At 67.7% G+C, this 19,668-nt stretch carries 15 protein-coding genes; 14 read left to right on the forward strand and 1 reads right to left on the reverse strand.

Features of this window, described 5'->3' with window-relative positions; genetic code table 11:
• The first annotated feature begins 141 nt into the window (after positions 1–141).
• The 5 genes from RN02_RS15980 (at position 142) to RN02_RS16000 (ending at position 8,055) form a co-directional block, all read left to right on the forward strand.
• The gene (locus RN02_RS15980; protein ID WP_043315243.1) at positions 142–855 is read left to right on the forward strand and encodes an SIMPL domain-containing protein; all 714 of its coding nucleotides are present in this window, start codon (positions 142–144) and stop codon (positions 853–855) included.
• A 199-nt stretch (positions 856–1,054) separates the two neighbouring features.
• Entirely contained in the window at positions 1,055–2,656 is a 1,602-nt protein-coding gene (locus RN02_RS15985; protein ID WP_043315244.1) for an ABC transporter substrate-binding protein, read from the forward strand.
• 33 nt (positions 2,657–2,689) lie between these two features.
• A complete protein-coding gene (locus RN02_RS15990; RefSeq protein WP_052267751.1) occupies positions 2,690–4,315 on the forward strand; it encodes an ABC transporter substrate-binding protein in 1,626 nt (541 codons plus the stop codon).
• Positions 4,316–5,018: 703 nt separating this feature from the next.
• On the forward strand, positions 5,019–6,401 hold the full coding sequence (locus tag RN02_RS15995) for an OprD family porin (protein ID WP_043315246.1): 1,383 nt from the start codon (positions 5,019–5,021) through the stop codon (positions 6,399–6,401).
• 265 nt (positions 6,402–6,666) lie between these two features.
• The gene (locus RN02_RS16000; protein ID WP_043315247.1) at positions 6,667–8,055 is read left to right on the forward strand and encodes an OprD family outer membrane porin; all 1,389 of its coding nucleotides are present in this window, start codon (positions 6,667–6,669) and stop codon (positions 8,053–8,055) included.
• A gap of 379 nt (positions 8,056–8,434) precedes the next feature.
• On the opposite strand, the gene RN02_RS16005 is transcribed toward RN02_RS16000, so the two are convergent.
• Positions 8,435–9,652 carry a M24 family metallopeptidase gene (locus RN02_RS16005; protein WP_043315248.1) on the reverse strand — a complete coding sequence of 406 codons (1,218 nt, stop codon included), beginning with the start codon at positions 9,650–9,652 and terminating at the stop codon, positions 8,435–8,437.
• A gap of 182 nt (positions 9,653–9,834) precedes the next feature.
• On the opposite strand from RN02_RS16005, the gene RN02_RS16010 reads away from it, so the two are divergent.
• The 9 genes from RN02_RS16010 (at position 9,835) to RN02_RS16045 (ending at position 19,455) form a co-directional block, all read left to right on the forward strand.
• The gene (locus RN02_RS16010) at positions 9,835–10,398 is read left to right on the forward strand and encodes a helix-turn-helix domain-containing protein (RefSeq protein ID WP_043315249.1); all 564 of its coding nucleotides are present in this window, start codon (positions 9,835–9,837) and stop codon (positions 10,396–10,398) included.
• 239 nt (positions 10,399–10,637) lie between these two features.
• Positions 10,638–12,221, forward strand: coding sequence for an ABC transporter substrate-binding protein (locus RN02_RS16015; RefSeq protein ID WP_442965426.1), 1,584 nt, complete (start codon positions 10,638–10,640; stop codon positions 12,219–12,221).
• A 145-nt stretch (positions 12,222–12,366) separates the two neighbouring features.
• Positions 12,367–13,746: an OprD family porin gene (locus RN02_RS16020; protein ID WP_043315250.1), complete on the forward strand. Its 1,380-nt coding sequence runs from the start codon at positions 12,367–12,369 to the stop codon at positions 13,744–13,746.
• A gap of 10 nt (positions 13,747–13,756) precedes the next feature.
• Complete coding sequence (locus RN02_RS16025) at positions 13,757–15,340, forward strand: ABC transporter substrate-binding protein (protein WP_043315251.1); 1,584 nt, start codon at positions 13,757–13,759, stop codon at positions 15,338–15,340.
• Positions 15,341–15,404: 64 nt separating this feature from the next.
• Complete coding sequence (locus tag RN02_RS16030; protein ID WP_043315252.1) at positions 15,405–16,415, forward strand: ABC transporter permease subunit; 1,011 nt, start codon at positions 15,405–15,407, stop codon at positions 16,413–16,415.
• A 10-nt stretch (positions 16,416–16,425) separates the two neighbouring features.
• Positions 16,426–17,337 (forward strand): ABC transporter permease subunit, encoded by a 912-nt coding sequence (locus RN02_RS16035; RefSeq protein ID WP_009617722.1) that lies wholly within the window; start codon positions 16,426–16,428, stop codon positions 17,335–17,337.
• Positions 17,338–17,348: 11 nt separating this feature from the next.
• Positions 17,349–17,516, forward strand: a complete 168-nt coding sequence (locus RN02_RS33755) for a hypothetical protein (protein WP_161796249.1) — start codon at positions 17,349–17,351, stop codon at positions 17,514–17,516.
• Positions 17,513–18,484: an ABC transporter ATP-binding protein gene (locus RN02_RS16040; protein WP_043315253.1), complete on the forward strand. Its 972-nt coding sequence runs from the start codon at positions 17,513–17,515 to the stop codon at positions 18,482–18,484. The genes RN02_RS33755 and RN02_RS16040 overlap by 4 nt, the downstream gene beginning before the upstream one ends.
• Positions 18,484–19,455 carry a peptide ABC transporter ATP-binding protein gene (locus RN02_RS16045; protein WP_043315254.1) on the forward strand — a complete coding sequence of 324 codons (972 nt, stop codon included), beginning with the start codon at positions 18,484–18,486 and terminating at the stop codon, positions 19,453–19,455. The genes RN02_RS16040 and RN02_RS16045 overlap by 1 nt, the downstream gene beginning before the upstream one ends.
• Positions 19,456–19,668: the final 213 nt, after the last annotated feature.

The following is a 19,668-nucleotide window of genomic DNA, read 5'->3' on the forward strand; positions in this document are numbered from 1 at the left end:
TCATAGCGACACAGCATACGAGATAAAGGCTATCGCGATTCAACCCCTTTGAACGCCGACCTGCGTCAATAGGTCTGACTGTCCATGTGCGGGGTCGTCTACCCTGCACCCGGGACTCATTACAGGACCAAGGAGTCGAACATGTCCGCATTGAAGAAAAGCCTCGCCGCCCTGGCCGCAGCCGTCGCCCTGGCCGCCACCAGCTTCGCCGCCCACGCCGACGAGCCGCGCTACAACCTGGTGTCGCTGCACGCCGAGGCCAGCCAGGAAGTGGCCCACGACCAGATGCACGTGACCCTCTTCAACGAAGCCCAGGCCAGCGACCCGGCCAGGCTCGCCGCCGAGACCACCGCCGCCCTCAACGCCGCGGTGACCGAGGCGCGCAAGACCAAGGGCGTGACCGTCAGCCTGGGCAGCCGCAACAGCTACCCGGTGTACGACGACAAGGGCCAGAAGATCACCGCCTGGCGCGAACGCGCCGAGCTGCGCCTGGAAAGCTCGGACTTCGCCGCTCTGTCGCAGCTCACCGCCAGCCTGCTGGGCAAGCTGAAGATGGGTAACATGAGCTTCAGCATCGCCGACTCCACCCGCCAGCAGAACGAGGACAGCCTGATGAAGAACGCCGTGGCGGCGTTCAAGGCCCGCGCCCAGCTGCTGACCGATTCCCTCGGCGGCAAGGGCTACCGCCTGGTCAACCTGAACCTGAACAGCGCCGGCGCGCCGCGGCCGATGCCGGTGATGCGCATGGCGACGATGAAGGCCGACGCCGGCTTCGCCGCGGCCCCGGAGATCGAGGCCGGCACCAGCCAGGTCACGGTGACCGCCGACGGCACCATCGAAGTGCAGATGCCCTGATGCGGGCCCGCCGCGGCGCCACCCGCCCGGGCGCCGCGGCGGGCTTCTTGCGTTATTGCGACATTCCCTTACGACTTCCCCACAGCTTCTACACTGTGGCGGGTGTGGCCCTTGCGCCCGGCATGTGCCCTGCATAGTTTCAGGCGACACGCCCCACAAGGACGTGCCTCGATGACAACCACAACAAACTGAGGTCAGCATGCGCAAGAATGCCGTCATCCGCTCCATGATCGCCGCTGGGTTGATCGCCAGCGCTCCCTTCGCCCACGCCGCCGGCAACCTGGTGTTCTGCTCCGAGGGCAGCCCGGCGGGCTTCGACCCCGGCCAGTACACCACCGGCACCGATTTCGACGCCGCCGCCGAGACGGTGTTCAACCGCCTCACCCAGTTCGAACGCGGCGGCACCCAGGTGATCCCCGGCCTGGCCGAGAAGTGGGACGTATCCGATGACGGCAAGACCTACACCTTCCACCTGCGCCACGGCGTGAAGTTCCACACCACCGACTACTTCAAGCCGACCCGCGAATTCAACGCCGACGACGTGCTGTTCACCTTCGAGCGCATGCTCGACAAGAACCACCCGTTCCGTAAGGCCTACCCCACCGAATTCCCCTACTTCACCGACATGGGCATGGACGCCAACATCGCCAAGGTGGAGAAGGTCGACGACTACACCGTGAAGTTCGTCCTCAACGAGGTCGACGCCGCGTTCATCCAGAACCTAGCCATGAGCTTCGCCTCCATCCAGTCCGCCGAATACGCCGACCAGTTGCTCAAGCGGAACCGCGCCAGCGACATCAACCAGAAGCCGATCGGCACCGGGCCCTTCGTGTTCAGCCGCTACCAGAAGGACGCGATGATCCGCTTCAAGGCCAACAAGGACTACTGGGTGCCCGGCGAGGTGAAGATCGACAACCTGATCTTCGCCATCAACACCGACGCCTCGGTGCGCATGCAGAAGCTCAAGGCCAACGAGTGCCAGATCACCCTGTTCCCGCGCCCGGCGGACCTGGAGTCGCTGAAGAAGGACGCCAACCTGAACATGCCTTCGCAGCCGGGCTTCAACCTCGGCTACATCGCCTACAACGTGCTGCACAAGCCGCTGGACAAGCTGGAAGTGCGCGAGGCGCTGGACATGGCGGTGAACAAGAAAGCCATCATCGACGCCGTCTACCAGGGCGCCGGCCAGCTCGCCGTGAACGGCATGCCGCCGACCCAGTGGTCCTACGACGACAGCATCAAGGACGCCGGCTACGACCCGGAGAAGGCCAAGGAACTGCTGAAGAAGGCCGGCGTGCCCGAAGGCACCGAGATCACCCTGTGGGCCATGCCCGTGCAGCGCCCGTACAACCCCAACGCCAAGCTGATGGCCGAGATGCTCCAGGCCGACTGGGCCAAGGTCGGCATCAAGGCCAAGATCGTCACCTACGAATGGGGCGAGTACATCAAGCGCGCCAAGGCCGGCGAGCACGACGCCATGCTGATCGGCTGGAGCGGCGACAACGGCGACCCGGACAACTGGCTGGGCACCCTGTACAGCTGCGACGCGGTCAACGGCAACAACTTCTCCAAATGGTGCGACCAGCCCTACGACAAGCTGATCAAGGAAGCCAAGCGCACCCCCGACCAGGCCAAGCGCACCGAGCTGTACAAGCAGGCCCAGCACATCCTCAAGGAGCAGGTGCCGATCACCCCGATCGCCCACTCCACCGTGTACCAGCCGATGCGCAAGACGGTCGAGGACTTCAAGATCAGCCCCTTCGCGCTCAACTCCTTCTACGGCGTGGGCGTCGGCAAGTAAGGTCCGCGGCCGCCGCGAGGCGGCCGTCACGCCATGCTGCGCTGGTTACAGCCGCTTGCCGATAGACGACCGGGCCGCCCTACATGGGCGGCCCTGGCGTTGCTGCTCGTCGCCGCGCCGACCCTGGCCCGGCCCCTGGTGGTGTGCACCGAGGGCAGCCCGGAAGGCTTCGACATCACCCAGTACACCGCCGCCACCACCGCCGACGCCACGGCGGAGACGGTGTACGAACGCCTGGTGCAGTTCGCCCCCGGCAGCACCAAGGTGATCCCCGCGCTGGCGCAGAGTTGGGACATCAGCGCCGACGGTCTGGCCTACACCTTCCACCTGCGCCCGGGCGTGAAGTTCCAGCGCACCGACTACTTCACGCCTACCCGCACCTTCAACGCCGACGACGTGCTCTGGAGCTTCCGGCGCCAGCTCGACCCGGCGCATCCATGGAACAGGCTGGCCCCGCGCGGCTTCCCCTATGCCCAGTCGATGGGCCTGCCGGGGCTGATCGAGCGCATCGAGAAAGTCGACGACCTGACCGTGCGCTTCACCCTGCGCCATCCCGAGGCGCCCTTCCTCGCCGACCTGGCCATGGGCTTCGCCTCCATCTACTCGGCCGAATACGCCGACCTGCTGCTGGCGGCCGGCAAGCCAGAGCAACTGAACAACCTGCCCCTGGGCACCGGCCCCTTCGTCTTCCAGCGCTACCAGAAGGACGCCCAGGTGCGCTTCGCCGCCAACCCCGACTACTGGGGCGGCACGCCGAAGATCGAGCGCCTGCTGCTGGCCATCACCCCCGACCCCAGCGTGCGCATCCAGAAGCTGCGCGCCGGCGACTGCCAGGTGGCGGTGTACCCGCGGCCCACGGACATCCCCGAACTGCGCAGGGACCCGCGCCTGAAGGTGGAGGAGCTGGACTCCCTGCTGGTCGCCTACGTCGCCATCAACACCCGGCACAGGCCTCTGGACGACGTGCGCGTGCGCCAGGCCATCAACCTCGCCTTCGACCGCGACGCCTACCGCAAGGCGCAGTTCGGCGAGGGCGGCGCCAGCCCGGCGGTGGCGCCCTACCCGCCGACGCTGTGGGGTTCGGACGCGGACCTGAAGGGCTGGCCGCGCGACCTCGAACGGGCCCGCCAGCTGCTGGCCGAAGCCGGCGTGCAGCCCGGGCAGAAGCTCAGCATCTGGACCCGCCCCGGCGGCGGCCCGACCAACCCCAACCCCGGCATAGGCGCGCAGATGCTGCAGAACGACCTGGGCAAGCTGGGCATCCGCGCCGACATCCGCGTCTACGAATGGGGCGAACTGATCCGCCGTGCCAAGCACGGCGAGCACGACCTGGTGTTCATGGGCTGGGTGGGCGACAACGGCGACCCGGACAACTTCCTCACCCCCAACCTGTCCTGCGCCGCCGCGCAGAGCGGCGAGAACATGGCCGGCTGGTGCAACGCCCAGTTCGACGACCTGCTGCGCCAGGCCCGCGCCAGCACCGACCAGGACACCCGCGCCGCGCTGTACCGCCAGGCCCTGGCGATCTTCCAGCGCGAAGCGCCCTGGATAGCCCTGGCCTACCCGAAGCAGTTCGTGGTGCTGAGCCCCAGGGTGAAGGGCTTCACCCTGAGCCCGCTGGGCTCGAACAACTTCACCCACGTCGAACTCGGGCCCTGAGCCCGTATTTCCCGCCCCTGTAGCGGACCTTGTCCGCGATAGCCGGAGGTTCCGGCGCGGTTCGCGGATAAGATCCGCTCCTACGCCACCCCCCCCACACCATTCCAATGTAGGAGCGCGCCCTGCGCGCGATATCGCGGGCAGGGCCCGCTCCAGGTTACCGAGAGACACGGCATGCCTCCCCCGTAGGAGCGGACCTTGTCCGCGATAGCCGGAGGTTCCGGCGCGGTTCGCGGATAAGATCCGCTCCTACGCCGCCCCACCCACACCATTCCAATGTAGGAGCGCGCCCTGCGCGCGATATCGCGGGCAGGGCCCGCTCCTACAGGTTGGAGCTAATATTCCTACGACACTGTATCCAAACACGCTGCGAAGCCTCTATTCCGGGCATCGGCGAGAAGCGGCGTAGTGAAGCACCAGGCATTTTTTCATTGTCGCGGCCGCCAGGCATGGCTTAGCTTCCCCCCTGAAGGTCCGGCAGCCCCGGCCCCCACGCCTTCCACGGCACGGCGTACCCGCCGCTGCCGCCCCTGCGCCCGCCCCATCCGCTGCGGGCAGCCATGAGCCAGGCCCGACCGGCCAGGCTCTTCCAACAATCATCCCACCGCACTCGCTTTCCGCCTTGCAGCCGGCCACCGGCCGTTCCCGGCGCGCGCCCAGGTGCCCGCCGTTGCGCACAGCACTAGAAACGAGGAGCAATCAGATGACCAATCCACACTTCCGCCCCACCGCCATCGGCCTGGCGCTGCTCGCCGGCGTCACCGGCCAGGCCTGGGCGGCCGAAGAGGACGACAGGCAGCGGGGGCAGGCCGCCGCCAAGGGCTTCATCGAAGGCCAGAGCCTGACCCTGAGCACCCGCAACTTCGCCTCCCGCGAGCAAAAACATGGGCGCTTCGTCTTCAAGATCCCCAAGGACGACGGCTACGAGCCCACCCACAGCCGGCGCACCTGGGTGCAGGGCAGCATCCTGCAGTACAGTTCCGGCTACACCCGGGGCACCGTCGGCTTCGGCCTCGACGTCGGCGCCTTCCATGCCCTCAACCTGGAGCGCGGCAAGGGCGTGGTCGCCGGCGGCAGCAACCGCACCCTGACCGACAGCGACGGGCGGCCGCTGGACGAGTGGTCCAAGCTGGGCGTGGCCAACCTGCGCCTGCGGATGTCCAACAGCGAACTGCGCGCCGGCCGCTTCCAGGTCCAGACGCCGGTGCTGGCCACCATCGACAACCGCGCCCTGCCCTCCACCTTCCGCGGCGTCGGCCTGACCAGCAGCGAACTCACCGGGCTCAGGCTGCAGGCCGGCAGCTTCGATCGCGTCAGCCCGCGCACCGGGGCCGGCGACGAGAAACTCACCACCACCTACGGCGACCGCAAGGCCAAGGGCGACCGCTACAGCTACCTCGGCGGGACCTACCGCGCGACGCCCAACCTCAGCCTCAGCGCCTACGGCGGCGAGTTCGAGGACATCTGGCGGCAGTACTACCTGGGCTTCTCCCACGACCTCGGCGACCCCGACGTGCTGGCCCTGCACACCCGTTTCGACGGCTACAGCACCCGCGATGCCGGCAGCCGCAAGGCCGGCTACATCGACAACGACACCTGGAGCCTGGCCTTCACCCTCGCCCGCGGCGCCCATAGCCTGATGGCGGGCTGGCAGCAGGTCGATGGCGACGAGTATTTCGACTACGTCAACGAGACCGCGGCCATCTACCTGGTCAACTACCTGCAATCCGACTACAACGGCCCCAACGAGAAGTCCGCCCAGCTGGCCTACGGCACCGACTGGGCCCGCTACGGCATACCGGGGCTGAGCAGCACGCTGTGGTACGCCAAGGGCTGGGGCATCGACGGCACCCGCTACGACGGCGACCGCAACGGCGCCCACGGCAGCTACGCCGAGGTGCGCAAGCAGGATGGCGAAAGGCATCGCGAACTGGGCATGACCATCGCCTACAAGATCCAGGACGGCCCGCTCAAGAGCAGCAGCATCAAGCTGACCTACCGGCGCCACCGGGCCAGCCAGAACCAGGCCGACGGCAGCATCGACGACGTGCGCCTGATCACCACCCTGCCCTTCAACCTGCTGTAGCCACCCACCCCGGCGCCGCCCCGCCAGAGGCGGCGCCGGGCAGGTAGGCGCCCTCCATCGCCCCCGCGCCTACCTTCGACGAGTACCCCGTCGCCCGAATGCAATCCCCTGAATATTCGGAATTTTCCGTTTTTCGCAGCGCGGCCGAATCCGCCTTGATCGCCCTTCCCGCCCCCACTTAGCTTCGGCCCCTCACAGGGGCCAGCGCACCCACGGCGTCATCGGCCTAGCCCCTCCAACAAGAACAAGAAGGGAGCAACAGCCAATGATCCAGCAGCACATCCGCCCCACCGCCCTGGGCCTGTCCCTCGGCGCCTGCCTGTTCGGCCAGGCCTGGGCCGCCGAGGACGACCGCCGCGAGGCCCGCGGCCAGGCCGGCGCCAAGGGCTTCGTCGAAGGCCAGAGCCTGAGCCTGCGCACCCGCAACTTCGCCGCCCTGGAGCAGGCCCAGGACAGCAACGGCTTCCGCATCCCCAAGGAAGACGGTTCGGAGTTCACCCACAACCGCCGCACCTGGGTGCAGGGCACCCTGCTCAAGTACAGCTCCGGCTATACCCGGGGCACCGTCGGCTTCGGCCTGGACGTGGCCGGCTACCACGCCCTCAGCCTGGAGCGCGGCAAGGGCGTGATCGCCGGCGGCGGCGGCAACCGCACCCTGACCGACAGCGACGGCAACGCGGTGGACGAATGGTCCAAGCTGGGCATCGCCAACCTGCGCCTGCGCGTCTCCAGCACCGAACTCAGGGGCGGCCGCTTCCAGGTCGACACGCCGGTGTTCAACAGCCACGACAACCGCGTCCTGCCCGCCAGCTTCGACGGCTTCGCCCTGCTCAGCGAGGAACTGCCGGGCCTGGCGCTGCAGGCCGGCAGCTTCACCCGCGCCAGCCCCCGCGCCGGCGCCGGCGAGGAAGACCTGACCACCGAATACGGCACCCGCCTGGCCAAGGGCGACCGCTACAGCTACCTCGGCGGCAGCTACAAGGCCCCCGGCGGCCTGTCGGCGACACTCTACGGCGGGCACTTCGAGGACGTCTGGAACCAGTACTACCTGGGCCTGAGCCACAGCCTGGGCGACCCGCAGAAGCTCGCCCTGCGGACCCGCGCCAACCTCTACAGCACCCGCGACACCGGCCGCCGCGCCGCCGGCTACATCGACAACGACACCTGGAGCCTGGACTTCACCCTCAGCCGCGGCGCCCACTCGCTGATGTTCGGCTGGCAGCAGGTCGAAGGCGACGAATACTTCGACTACGTGCACGAGACCAAGGCCATCCACCTGAGCAACGTGGCCTTCGCCGACTACAACGGGCCCAACGAGAAATCCGCGCAGCTGCGCTACAACACCGACTGGGCGGCCTACGGCGTGCCGGGGCTGAGCACCTCGGTGTGGTACGTCAAGGGCTGGGACATCGACGGCACGGGCTACACCGGCGACCGCAACGGCGCCTACGGCAACTACGCGAAGGGCCGCGAGCAGGACGGCGAGAAGCACCGCGAACTGGGCCTGTCGGCCGCCTACGTGGTGCAGAACGGGGCGCTCAAACGCAGCCACTTCCGCCTCATGTACGTCAGCCACCGCGCCAGCCAGAAACAGAGCAACGGCAGCGTCGACGAGCTGCGGCTGGTCAGTACCTTTCCCTTCGAGTTGCTCTAGCCACCGTGCAACATTGCAGGCTGTACCGAGGTGCTCGCTCCTACGAAAAGCCGTGCTCGCCTGCAACGTAGGAGCGGACCTTGTCCGCGATAGCCGGACGTCCCGGCGCGGTTCGCGGATGAGATCCGCTCCTACGCTGCCCCACCCGCGCCATCCCCCTGTAGGAGCGCGCCCTGCGCGCGAATCGCAGGCAGGGCCTGCTCCTACAGGTTGCCGGGCAGCGCGGTATTTCTCCCGTAGGAGCGGACCTTGTCCGCGATAGCCGAACGCCCCGGTGCGATCACGGATGAAATCCTGCGCCGCCATCCCCCTGTAGGAGCGCGCCCTGCGCGCGAATCGCGGGCAGGGCCCGCTACAATGCCCTCCGGTGCGGTAGGCCTTACCCCGCCAGACCGAATGGATCGTCGATGGAATGGCTCGGCCGGGTGAACCAGCGCGGGCCTTCGGCGTTCATGTAGAAGTGGTCTTCCAGGCGGATGCCGAACTCGCCGGGCACGCAGATCATCGGTTCGTTGCTGAAGCACATGCCGGCCTCCAGCGGGGTTTCGTCGCCGCGCACCAGGTAGGGGCCTTCGTGTATGTCGAGGCCGATGCCGTGGCCGGTGCGGTGCGGCAGGCCGGGCAAGGCGTAGTCCGGGCCCAGGCCGCCGGCTTCCAGGCAACGCCGCGCGGCGGCGTCCACCGCCTGGCAGGGCGCACCCGGCACGGCGGCGGCGAAGGCGGCCAGTTGCGCGGCCTTCTCCAGGTTCCACAGGCTGCGCTGGCGCTCGCTGGGCGTGCCGAATACGTAGCTGCGGGTGATGTCCGAGTTGTAGCCGTGCAACTGGCAGCCGGTGTCGATCAGCACCATGTCGCCTTCGCGCAGCGGGCGCGGCTCGCGCACGCCGTGGGGGAAGGCGCTGTCCTCGCCGAACAGCACGATGCAGAAGGTCGAACCTGGCGCGCCGACGCGGCGGTGCGCCGCCTCTATGAAGCGCACCACCTCGGTGGTGCTGATGCCTTCGCGGAGGATGCTGGCGGCGGCCTTGTGCACTTCCAGGGTCATGTCCTTGGCGCGCTGCATCAGCGCCAGCTCGGCGGCCGACTTGCGCTGCCGCCCATGGTCGACGGCGGCGCTCGCATCCACCAGGCGCAGGGCGCCGGCAACCTCGCGCAGGCGCTCGACCATGCCGAACGGCAGGCTCGGGCACAGGCCGAGGCGGGCGTTGGCCGGCACGCCCAGCTCCACCAGCATGTCCAGCAGCAGGCGGTAAGGACTCTGGTGTTCCTGCCAGGTGCGGATCGCCCCGGGCAGCACCTGGAAGTCGCGCACCGTGCCCTCCTCGAAGGCCGGGGCGAGGTACTGCGGCTCGCCCTCGGCGGGCACCAGCAGGCCGACCAGGCGTTCGCTGGGGTTCCATTTCACCCCGCTGAAATAGCGCAGGTAGCTGCCGGCATCGACGAACGCCGCGGCCATGCCCTGCTCGCGCAGGCGCGCCTGCAGGCCGGCCACGCGGGCCCGGTATTCGTCCAGCCCGATCGGCTCGACGCCGCCGCTCATGTCGCGCAGCCCCGCCAGAGCCTGCTCGGGGCTGCTGCCCCCAACGCCCAACGTCATCGCCCAACTCCCATCCTGAAAACTCCGGCGGAATTTAAGCATTACTTAAAATCCGTGCCAAACGAATTTTAAGCACCACTTAAAATCACGGCAAAAGCCCTCTTCGCAAGCCAACCTTTCCGGCCCTCTTCCTCCGCCTTCCTTCGCCGGTATACTGCCGGCATCCTCCAAGAGCCCAGCCAATGACCGTCGATCGAATCGGAGAGCGCCTGCGTCGCTATAGGCGCGCCGCGAAGAAGACCCTCAACCAGGTGGCCAGCGAATCCGGCCTCACCGCCAGCTTCCTGTCCCAGGCCGAACGCAACCTCACCGGGGTTTCCATCTCGTCCCTGGCCAGCATCGCCAAATCTCTGGGGGTGCCGCTCAACGAACTGTTCGACCAGCCGCAGCAAGCGCAGCCGGACACCCACCAGGGCGAGCGCGTGCGCTATGCCATCGAGGGCCAGCCGCTGGGCTACGAGCGCCTGTCCAGCTCCTTCCCCGGCAACCAGCTCAACGCGGTGAAGATGAACATGCCGGTCGGCTACCAGTCCGAGCTGATCGCCCACGAGGGCGCGGAATTCGCCTACGTGCTCAGCGGCAGCATCGTCTACACCATCGATGGCCGCAGCTACCCCCTGGGCCCCGGCGACTCGGTGCACTTCGACGCCGGCAAGCCCCACTGCCTGCGCAATGCCGGCGAGGAAACCGCCGAGGTGCAGACCGTCACCACCATGCCGCTGTTCGGCGAGCATCCGGGTAGCTGAGACATTCCCTAGGTATTAGGACGCTTCTGATTTTTGCAGTAGCACTGAATTTAAGTTGACCTTAATTTTAGCCTGACTTAACTTCGCGTTCGACGTTCGCCGGCTACCCCGGCGGCATCCGACCATCGCCCACGGGGGAGCGGTGGCGCCCGAGCCGGCACAGGTCCATCAGGCCCGCGCCCGGTTCCCTCAGAAAAAGAACAACGAGGTTAGGCATGCGTATGAAGCGTCGTAACTCCATGCATTCACTGGTCGCTGGCGGCCTGTTGCTGGCCAGCTCGGCGAGCTTCGCCGGCAGCACCCTGGTGTACTGCTCCGAAGGCAGCCCGGCCGGCTTCGACCCGGGCCAGTACACCACCGGCACCGACTACGACGCCACGTCGGAAACCCTGTTCAATCGCCTGGTGCAGTTCGAGCGCGGCGGCACCGAGGCCGTGCCGGCCCTGGCCGAAAGCTGGGAGACCAGCGCCGACGGCAAGGCCTGGACCTTCCACCTGCGCCACGGCGTGAAGTTCCACACCACCGACTACTTCAAGCCCAGCCGCGAATTCAACGCCGACGACGTGGTCTTCACCTTCGAGCGCATGCTCGACAAGGACCAGCCGTTCCGCAAGGCCTACCCCACCGAGTTCCCCTACTTCACCGACATGGGCCTGGACCGCAACATCGCCAGGGTGGAGAAGCTCGACGACTACACCGTGAAGTTCGTCCTCAACGAGGTCGACGCCGCCTTCATCCAGAACCTGGCCATGAGCTTCGCGGCCATCCAGTCCGCCGAGTACGCCGGCCAGTTGCTCGCCCGGGGCAAGGCCAGCGAGATCAACCAGAAGCCCATCGGCACCGGACCCTTCGTGCTCAGCCGCTACCAGAAGGACGCGCTGATCCGCTTCAAGGGCAACAAGGACTACTGGAAGCCCGAGGACGTGCGCCTGGACAACCTGATCTTCGCCATCAACACCGACGCCTCGGTGCGCATGCAGAAGCTCAAGGCCGGCGAATGCCAGATCAGCCTCAACCCGCGTCCGGCGGACCTGGCCTCGCTGAAGCAGGACGCCAACCTGAACATGCCCTCGCAGCCGGGCTTCAACCTCGGCTACATCGCCTACAACGTCACCCACAAGCCGCTGGACCGCGTCGAAGTTCGCCAGGCGCTGGACATGGCGGTGAACAAGCAGGCGATCATCGACGCCATCTACCAGGGCGCCGGCCAGTTGGCGGTGAACGCCATGCCGCCGACGCAGTGGTCCTATGACGAATCCATCAAGGGCCAGGCCTACGATCCGGCGAAGGCCCGGGAACTGCTGAAGCAGGCCGGCATCGCCGAAGGCACCGAGATCACCCTCTGGGCCATGCCGGTGCAGCGCCCGTACAACCCCAATGCCAAGCTGATGGCCGAGATGATCCAGGCCGACTGGGCCAAGGTCGGCATCAAGGCCAGGATCGTCAGCTACGAGTGGGGCGAGTACATCAAGCGCGCCCACGCCGGCGAGCACGACGCCGCCCTGTTCGGCTGGACCGGCGACAACGGCGACCCGGACAACTGGCTCGGCACCCTCTACGGCTGCGACGCGGTCAACGGCAACAACATCTCCAAGTGGTGCGACGCGGCCTACGACAAGCTGGTCAAGCAGGCCAAGGCCACCACCGACCACGCCCAGCGCGTCGCCCTCTACCAGCAGGCCCAGCAGTTGCTCGCCCAGCAGCTGCCCATCAGCCCCATCGCCCACTCCACGGTGTACCAGCCCATGCGCAAGTCGGTGCAGGGCTTCCTCATCAGCCCCTTCGGGCGCAACACCTTCTACGGCGTGAGCAACCAGCCCTAGCCGAGGCTTTCGGCCCGCCGACCCGGCGCAGACCGGGCGGCCCTTCGTTTCGCCACTGCCCCACACCCCGCGCGCCCGCCCCGGCAGGCGCGGCGGGATGCGTTTGCCGTCTCGAACAACAACGAAGAAGAAAAAGGAGCAATCCATGCAGTGTCCCTACCTCAAACCCGCTGTACTGGGCCTGGCGATCGGCGCCGGGCTGCTCGGCCAGGCCCAGGCCGCCGAGGACGATGCGAACAAGGGCCAGGCCGGCGCCAGCGGCTTCATCGAGGGCCAGAAACTGACCCTCAGCACGCGCAACTTCTTTTCCCGCGAGCAGATGCACGACAGCTTCGGCTTCCGCATTCCCAAGGAAGGCGGCTCGGAATTCACCCACAGCCGCCGCGCCTGGGTGCAGGGCACCATCCTCCAGTACAGCTCCGGCTACACCCAGGGCACCGTCGGCTTCGGCCTCGACGTGGCCGGCTTCAACGCCATCAACCTGGAGCGCGGCAAGGGCGTGATCGGCGGCGGCGGCAACCGCACCCTGGCCCACAGCGACGGCGAGGCGGTGGACGAGTGGTCGAAGCTGGGCATCGCCAACCTGCGCCTGCGCGTCTCCAACACCGAGCTCAAGGCCGGGCGCTTCCAGGTCGAGACGCCGGTGTTCAACAGCATCGACAACCGCGCCCTGCCGTCGAGCTTCAACGGCGTCGGCTTGCTCAGCGAAGAGCTGGCCGGCCTCACGCTGCAGGCCGGCAGCTTCACCCGCGCCAGCCCGCGCACCGGGGCGGGCGACGAGGACTTCACCACCGAGTACGGCACGCGCCAGGTCAAGGGCGACCGCTACAGCTACCTCGGCGGCACCTACAAGGTCGCCGACAACCTCTCGGTGAGCGCCTACGGCGGGCATTTCGAGGACGTCTGGAACCAGTACTACCTCGGCTTCTCCCACGACCTGGGCGACGCCCGGAGCCTGGCCCTGAACACCAGCTTCAACCTCTACAGCACCCGCGACACCGGCAACCGCGAGGCCGGCTACATCGACAACGACACCTGGAGCCTGGCCTTCACCCTCAGCCATGGCGCCCACAGCCTGATGCTCGGCTGGCAGCAGGTGGACGGCAACGAGTACTTCGACTACGTGCACGAGACCTCGGCCATCTACCTGGCCAACTCGCTGCTGTCGGACTACAACGGTCCCAACGAAAAATCCGTGCAGCTGCGCTACGGCACCGACTTCGCACCCTACGGCGTGCCCGGCCTGAGCACCGCGGTGTGGTACGCCAAGGGCTGGGACATCGACGGCACCCACTACGACGGCGATCGCAACGGCGCCTACGGCAACTACGCCGAGGTCCGCGGCCAGGACGGCGAGAAGCACCACGAACTGGGCCTGATGGGCACCTACGTGGTCCAGGACGGCCCGCTCAAGCGCAGCAAGTTCCGCCTGATGTACATGAAGCACCTGGCCAGCCAGAACCAGGTCGACGGCAGCGTCGACGAGGTCCGCCTGGTCAGCACCTTCCCCTTCGACCTGCTGTAGGAGAACCCCCATGATCCCGCGCTACCTGCCCCTGCTCCTGGCGCTCGGCGCCGGCCCCGCGCTGGCGCAGAACCTGGTGGTGTGTACCGAGGCCAGCCCCGAGGGCTTCGACATCGTCCAGTACACCGGCGCGGTCACCGCCGACGCCGCCGCCGAGACGGTGTTCAGCCGCCTGGTGGCGTTCCGCCCGGGCACCACCGAGGTAGTGCCGGCCCTGGCGCAGAGTTGGGAGGTCAGCCCCGACGGGCTGGCCTACACCTTCCACCTGCGCCCGGGGGTGAAGTTCCACAGCACCGAGTACTTCAAGCCCAGCCGCACGCTGAATGCCGACGACGTGCTCTGGAGCTTCCGCCGCGCGCTGGACCCGCAACACCCCTGGCACGCCTCGGCGCCGCGCGGCTACGCCTACTTCGAGGCCATGGGCATGGGCGAGCTGATCAAGTCGGTGGACAAGCTCGACGACCTGACCGTGCGCTTCACCCTCAACCACCCGGAAGCGCCCTTCCTCGCCGACATGGCCATGGGCTTCGCCTCCATCTACTCGGCCGAATACGCCGACCAGTTGCTCAAGGCCGGCAAGCAGGAGCAGCTCAACACCCAGCCCATCGGCACCGGCCCCTTCGTCTTCAGCCGCTACGCCCGCGACGCCCAGGTGCGCTACAAGGCCAACCCGGACTACTTCGGCGGCAAGCCGGCCATCGACAACCTGGTGTTCGCCATCACCCTCGACCCCAACGTGCGTATGCAGAAGCTGCGCCGCGGCGAATGCCAGGTGGCGCTCTACCCGAAACCGGCCGACGTGCCGCAGCTGCAGAAGGAAGCGCACCTGGCGGTGGACAGCACCGACGCCCTGCTGACCACCTACGTGGCCCTCAACACCCAGCACAAGCCGCTGGACGATGCGCGAGTGCGCCAGGCCATCAACCTGGCCATCGACAAGCCGGCGCTGCTGGAGGCGGTGTTCGGCCCCGGCGCGGCGACCCCGGCGATCAACCCCTACCCGGCGACGCTGCTCGGCTATAACCGGCAACTGCAGGACTGGCCGCACGACCCCGGGCGCGCCCGGGCCCTGCTCAAGGAAGCCGGGGTGGACGAGGGCCTGAAGCTGACGCTGTTCATCCGCAACGGCAGCTCGCCGACCATCCCCAACCCGGCGCTGGCGGCACAGATGATGCAGGCGGACCTGGCCAAGGTCGGCATCGCGCTGCAGATCCGCTCGCTGGAATGGGGCGAACTGCTCAAGCGCTCCAAGGCCGGCGAGCACGACCTCTCGCTGCTCGGCTGGGCCGGCGACAACGGCGACCCGGACAACTTCCTCAGCCCCAACCTGAGCTGCGCGGCGGCCAGGTCCGGGGAAAACCAGGCGCGCTGGTGCGACGCGGCCTTCGAATCACTGATCCAGCAGGCCCGGCGCACCGACGAGCGGTCGAAACGGCAGGAACTTTATGAAAAGGCGACAAAGATATTCCACGAACAGGCCCCCTGGATTCCCCTGGCGCATCCTAAGCTGTTCAATGTGCGCCGCAGCAATATCGAGGGCTACACCATCAGCCCGCTGAGCAATAACAACTTCGCCGAAACCCGGGTGAAGTGACAATAAAAACGGGCGCCCGCGTTATCCCCGCGGGCAGCCGCGTGATGAGGAGTCCGCCCCCACCATGCTGAGTTTCATCGCACGCCGTTTCGGCCTGCTCATTCCGACCTTCTTCGGCGTCACGCTGCTGACCTTCGCGCTGATCCGCATGATCCCCGGCGACCCGGTCGAGGTGATGATGGGCGAGCGCCGCGTCGACCCGCAGATGCACGCCGAGGCCATGCACCGCCTGGGCCTGGACAAGCCGCTGTACCAGCAGTACCTGGACTACATCGGCAACCTCGCCCAGGGCAACCTCGGCGAATCCCTGGTGACCCGCGACAGCGTCTGGCACGAGTTCCTCACGCTGTTCCCGGCGACCCTGGAACTGGCCATCGCCGCCATGCTCTTCGCCGGCACCTTCGGCTTGCTGGCCGGGGTCATCGCGGCGCTCAAGCGCGGCTCGATCTTCGACCACGGGGTGATGACCATCTCCCTGGCCGGCTACTCGATGCCGATCTTCTGGTGGGGCCTGATCCTCATCATGCTGTTCTCCGTGACCCTCGGCTGGACGCCGGTGTCCGGGCGCCTGGACCTGCTCTACGACATCGAGCCGAAGACCGGCTTCATGCTCATCGACACCCTGCTCTCCGATGAGGAGGGCGCCTTCCTCGACGCCCTGCACCACCTCATCCTGCCGGCCATCGTGCTGGGCACCATCCCGCTGGCGGTGATCGCCCGCATGACCCGCTCGGCCATGCTCGAGGTGCTGCGCGAGGACTACGTGCGCACCGCCCGCGCCAAGGGCCTGTCGCCGGCCCGGGTGGTGTTCGTGCACGCCCTGCGCAACGCCATGATCCCGGTGCTCACCGTGTTCGGCCTGCAGGTCGGCGCGCTGCTGGCCGGCGCCGTGCTGACCGAGACCATCTTCTCCTGGCCGGGCATCGGCAAGTGGCTGATCGACGCCATCAGCCGCCGCGACTACCCGGTGGTGCAGAACGGCATCCTGCTGGTCGCCACCCTGGTGATCCTGGTCAACTTCACCGTGGACATCCTCTACGGCCTGGTCAACCCGCGCATCCGCCACCAACGCTGAGGAGCCCGCGATGAATTCCATGCAGAACGCTCCCGCCGGCGACCCGAGCCTGGTCTACCCCTCGCCCCTGAAAGAGTTCTGGCAAGCCTTCGCGCACAACAAGGGTGCAGTGGGCGGCCTGGCCTTCATGGTGCTGATCGTCTTCTGCGCGCTGTTCGCGCCCTGGGTGGCGCCGTACGACCCCAGCGAGCAGTTCCGCGACTTCCTGCTCACCCCGCCGGTGTGGCTGGAAGGCGGCACCGGGCAGTTCCTGCTGGGCACCGACGAAGTGGGCCGCGACATGCTCTCGCGGCTGATCTTCGGCGCCCGCCTGTCGCTGCTGATCGCCTTGAGCTCGGTGGTCATCTCGCTGCTGCCGGGGCTGGTGCTGGGCCTGGTCGCCGGCTTCTCGCCGAACCGCCTGGGCCCGGTGATCATGCGCCTGATGGACATCATGCTGGCGCTGCCCTCGCTGCTGCTGGCGGTGGCCATCGTCGCGGTACTCGGCCCGGGGCTGTTCAACACCGTGATCGCCATCGCCGTGGTCTCGCTGCCCTCCTACGTGCGCCTGACCCGCGCGGCGGTGCTCGGCGAGGTCAACCGCGACTACGTCACCGCCTCGCGCCTGGCCGGCGCCGGCCTCTGGCGGCTGATGTTCGTCACCGTGCTGCCCAACTGCATGGCGCCGCTGATCGTCCAGGCCACCCTGAGCTTCTCCTCGGCCATCCTCGACGCCGCCGCCCTGGGCTTCCTCGGCCTCGGCGTGCAACCGCCGACCCCGGAGTGGGGCACCATGCTGGCCTCGGCGCGCGACTACATCGAGCGCGCCTGGTGGGTGGTGAGCCTGCCCGGCCTGGCCATCCTGCTCAGCGTGCTGGCCATCAACCTGGTGGGCGACGGCCTGCGCGACGCGCTGGATCCGAAACTCAAGAGCGCGGCGTAAGGAGCATGCAGATGAAGAACTTCATGCTCCTCGTAGGATGGGTGGAGCGAAGCGATACCCATCATTCCAGCGTCAAGCCGATGGGTTTCGTTGCACTCAACCCATCCTACGCGCCCCGCATGCCCGCCCCCGCAACGATGAATGTTCCCGTGCAGCGCCTGATGGAGACCGCCGTATGAGCCTCCTGGAAATCCGCAACCTCTCGGTGCGCTTCGGCGGCGCCGACGCCGTGCCCGTGGTCGACGGCCTCGACCTGAATGTCGACAAGGGCGAGGTGCTGGCCATCGTCGGCGAGTCCGGCTCCGGCAAGTCGGTGACCATGATGGCGCTGATGGGCCTGATCGACGCCCCCGGGCGCATCACCGCCGACACCCTGCGCTTCGACGGCAGCGACATGCTCAAGCTCAAGGGCCGCGAGCGCCGGCGCATCGTCGGCAAGGACATCGCCATGGTCTTCCAGGACCCGATGACCGCGCTCAACCCCAGCTACACCGTGGGCTTCCAGATCGAGGAAGTGCTGCGCCTGCACCTGGGCCTGCGCGGCAAGGCCGCGCGCCAGCGCGCCCTGGAACTGCTGGAGAAGGTGGAAATCCCCGGCGCCGCCCAGCGCCTGGACGCCTACCCGCACCAGCTCTCCGGCGGCATGAGCCAGCGCGTGGCCATCGCCATGGCCATCGCCGGCGAGCCCAAGCTGCTGATCGCCGACGAACCCACCACGGCCCTGGACGTGACCATCCAGGCACAGATCATGGAGTTGCTACTGAACCTGCAGCGCGACCAGGGCATGGCGCTGATCCTGATCACCCACGACCTCGCCGTGGTCGCCGAGACCGCCCAGCGCGTCTGCGTGATGTATGCCGGCCAGGCGGTGGAGATCGGCCAGGTGCCGGCGCTGTTCGACCTGCCCACCCACCCCTACACCGAGGCGCTGCTCAAGGCGATTCCCGAGCACAGCGCAGGCGAAGAACGCCTGGCCACCCTGCCCGGCATCGTCCCCGGGCGCTACGACCGGCCACAGGGCTGCCTGCTGTCGCCGCGCTGCCCCTATGTGCAGGACGACTGCCGCGCCATCCGCCCGGCCCTGGAACCCCACGTCCGCGGCGCGGTGCGCTGCTACTACCCGCTGAACCTCAAGGAGGTGGTCTGATGGAAGCCGTACTGACCGCCCGCGACCTGACCCGCCACTACGACATCGCCCAGGGTCTGTTCAAGCCCCACGCCCTGGTCCGCGCCCTCAACGGCGTGTCCTTCGAACTGCAGGCCGGCAAGACCCTGGCGGTGGTCGGCGAGTCCGGCTGCGGCAAGTCCACCCTGGCCCGCGCCCTGACGCTGATCGAGGAGCCCACCTCCGGCTCCCTGCGCATCGCCGGCCAGGAAGTGAAGGGCGCCAGCCACGAGCAGCGCAAGCAACTGCGCCGCGACGTGCAGATGGTGTTCCAGAACCCCTACGCCTCGCTCAACCCGCGGCAGAAGATCGGCGACCAGCTCGGCGAGCCGCTGCTGATCAACACCAGCCTGTCGCGCAGCGAACGCCGCGAGCGGGTGCAGGCGATGATGCAGCAGGTGGGCCTGCGCCCGGAGCACTACCAGCGCTACCCGCACATGTTCTCCGGCGGCCAGCGCCAGCGCATCGCCCTGGCCCGCGCCATGATGCTGCAGCCCAAGGTGCTGGTGGCCGACGAACCGACCTCGGCGCTGGACGTGTCCATCCAGGCCCAGGTGCTCAACCTGTTCATGGACCTGCAGCAGGAGTTCGGCACCGCCTACGTGTTCATCTCCCACAACCTGGCGGTGGTGCGCCACGTGGCCGACGACGTGCTGGTGATGTACCTCGGCCGCCCGGCGGAAATGGGCCCGGCGGACAAGCTCTACGAACGCCCGCTGCACCCCTACACCCGCGCCCTGCTCTCGGCCACCCCGGCGATCCACCCGGACCCGGGCAAACCGAAGATCAAGATCCAGGGCGAACTGCCCAACCCGCTCAACCCGCCCAGCGGCTGCGCCTTCCACAAGCGCTGCCCCTATGCGACGGAGCGCTGCAGGGTGGAAGTGCCGGAACTGCGGCTGCTGGATGAGCGGCAGGTGGCTTGCCATCATGCGGAGCAGTTTCTGGGGTAGCCGGGGACGGTGGTGCTCGTGCTGGGTCCCGTTCCCTCTCCCCAACCCTCTCCCTGAAGGGAGAGGGAGCTTGTCCGTGCCGGCTGGAGGTAAGGTTTCAGCCGGATAGCACAGCGTCCGGCTAACGCCGAATTATCAGCGCACTCCGAACGGCCCCCTCTCCCTCTGGGAGAGGGCTGGGGTGAGGGCAACGGAGCATCCCTGTACTCCACA

Source organism: Pseudomonas sp. PI1, assembly GCF_000812405.1.
Taxonomy (GTDB): domain Bacteria; phylum Pseudomonadota; class Gammaproteobacteria; order Pseudomonadales; family Pseudomonadaceae; genus Pseudomonas; species Pseudomonas citronellolis.

Coding starts and splice junctions, on each gene's coding strand:
- RN02_RS15995 (WP_043315246.1), top strand. CDS start 5,019: ATGACCAATCCACACTTCCGCCCCACCGCCATCGGCCTGGCGCTGCTC.
- RN02_RS16015 (WP_442965426.1), top strand. CDS start 10,638: ATGCATTCACTGGTCGCTGGCGGCCTGTTGCTGGCCAGCTCGGCGAGC.
- RN02_RS16030 (WP_043315252.1), top strand. CDS start 15,405: ATGCTGAGTTTCATCGCACGCCGTTTCGGCCTGCTCATTCCGACCTTC.
- RN02_RS16000 (WP_043315247.1), top strand. CDS start 6,667: ATGATCCAGCAGCACATCCGCCCCACCGCCCTGGGCCTGTCCCTCGGC.
- RN02_RS16005 (WP_043315248.1), bottom strand. CDS start 9,652: ATGACGTTGGGCGTTGGGGGCAGCAGCCCCGAGCAGGCTCTGGCGGGG.
- RN02_RS16010 (WP_043315249.1), top strand. CDS start 9,835: ATGACCGTCGATCGAATCGGAGAGCGCCTGCGTCGCTATAGGCGCGCC.
- RN02_RS16025 (WP_043315251.1), top strand. CDS start 13,757: ATGATCCCGCGCTACCTGCCCCTGCTCCTGGCGCTCGGCGCCGGCCCC.
- RN02_RS16020 (WP_043315250.1), top strand. CDS start 12,367: ATGCAGTGTCCCTACCTCAAACCCGCTGTACTGGGCCTGGCGATCGGC.
- RN02_RS33755 (WP_161796249.1), top strand. CDS start 17,349: ATGAAGAACTTCATGCTCCTCGTAGGATGGGTGGAGCGAAGCGATACC.
- RN02_RS15990 (WP_052267751.1), top strand. CDS start 2,690: ATGCTGCGCTGGTTACAGCCGCTTGCCGATAGACGACCGGGCCGCCCT.
- RN02_RS16040 (WP_043315253.1), top strand. CDS start 17,513: ATGAGCCTCCTGGAAATCCGCAACCTCTCGGTGCGCTTCGGCGGCGCC.
- RN02_RS16045 (WP_043315254.1), top strand. CDS start 18,484: ATGGAAGCCGTACTGACCGCCCGCGACCTGACCCGCCACTACGACATC.
- RN02_RS15980 (WP_043315243.1), top strand. CDS start 142: ATGTCCGCATTGAAGAAAAGCCTCGCCGCCCTGGCCGCAGCCGTCGCC.
- RN02_RS16035 (WP_009617722.1), top strand. CDS start 16,426: ATGAATTCCATGCAGAACGCTCCCGCCGGCGACCCGAGCCTGGTCTAC.
- RN02_RS15985 (WP_043315244.1), top strand. CDS start 1,055: ATGCGCAAGAATGCCGTCATCCGCTCCATGATCGCCGCTGGGTTGATC.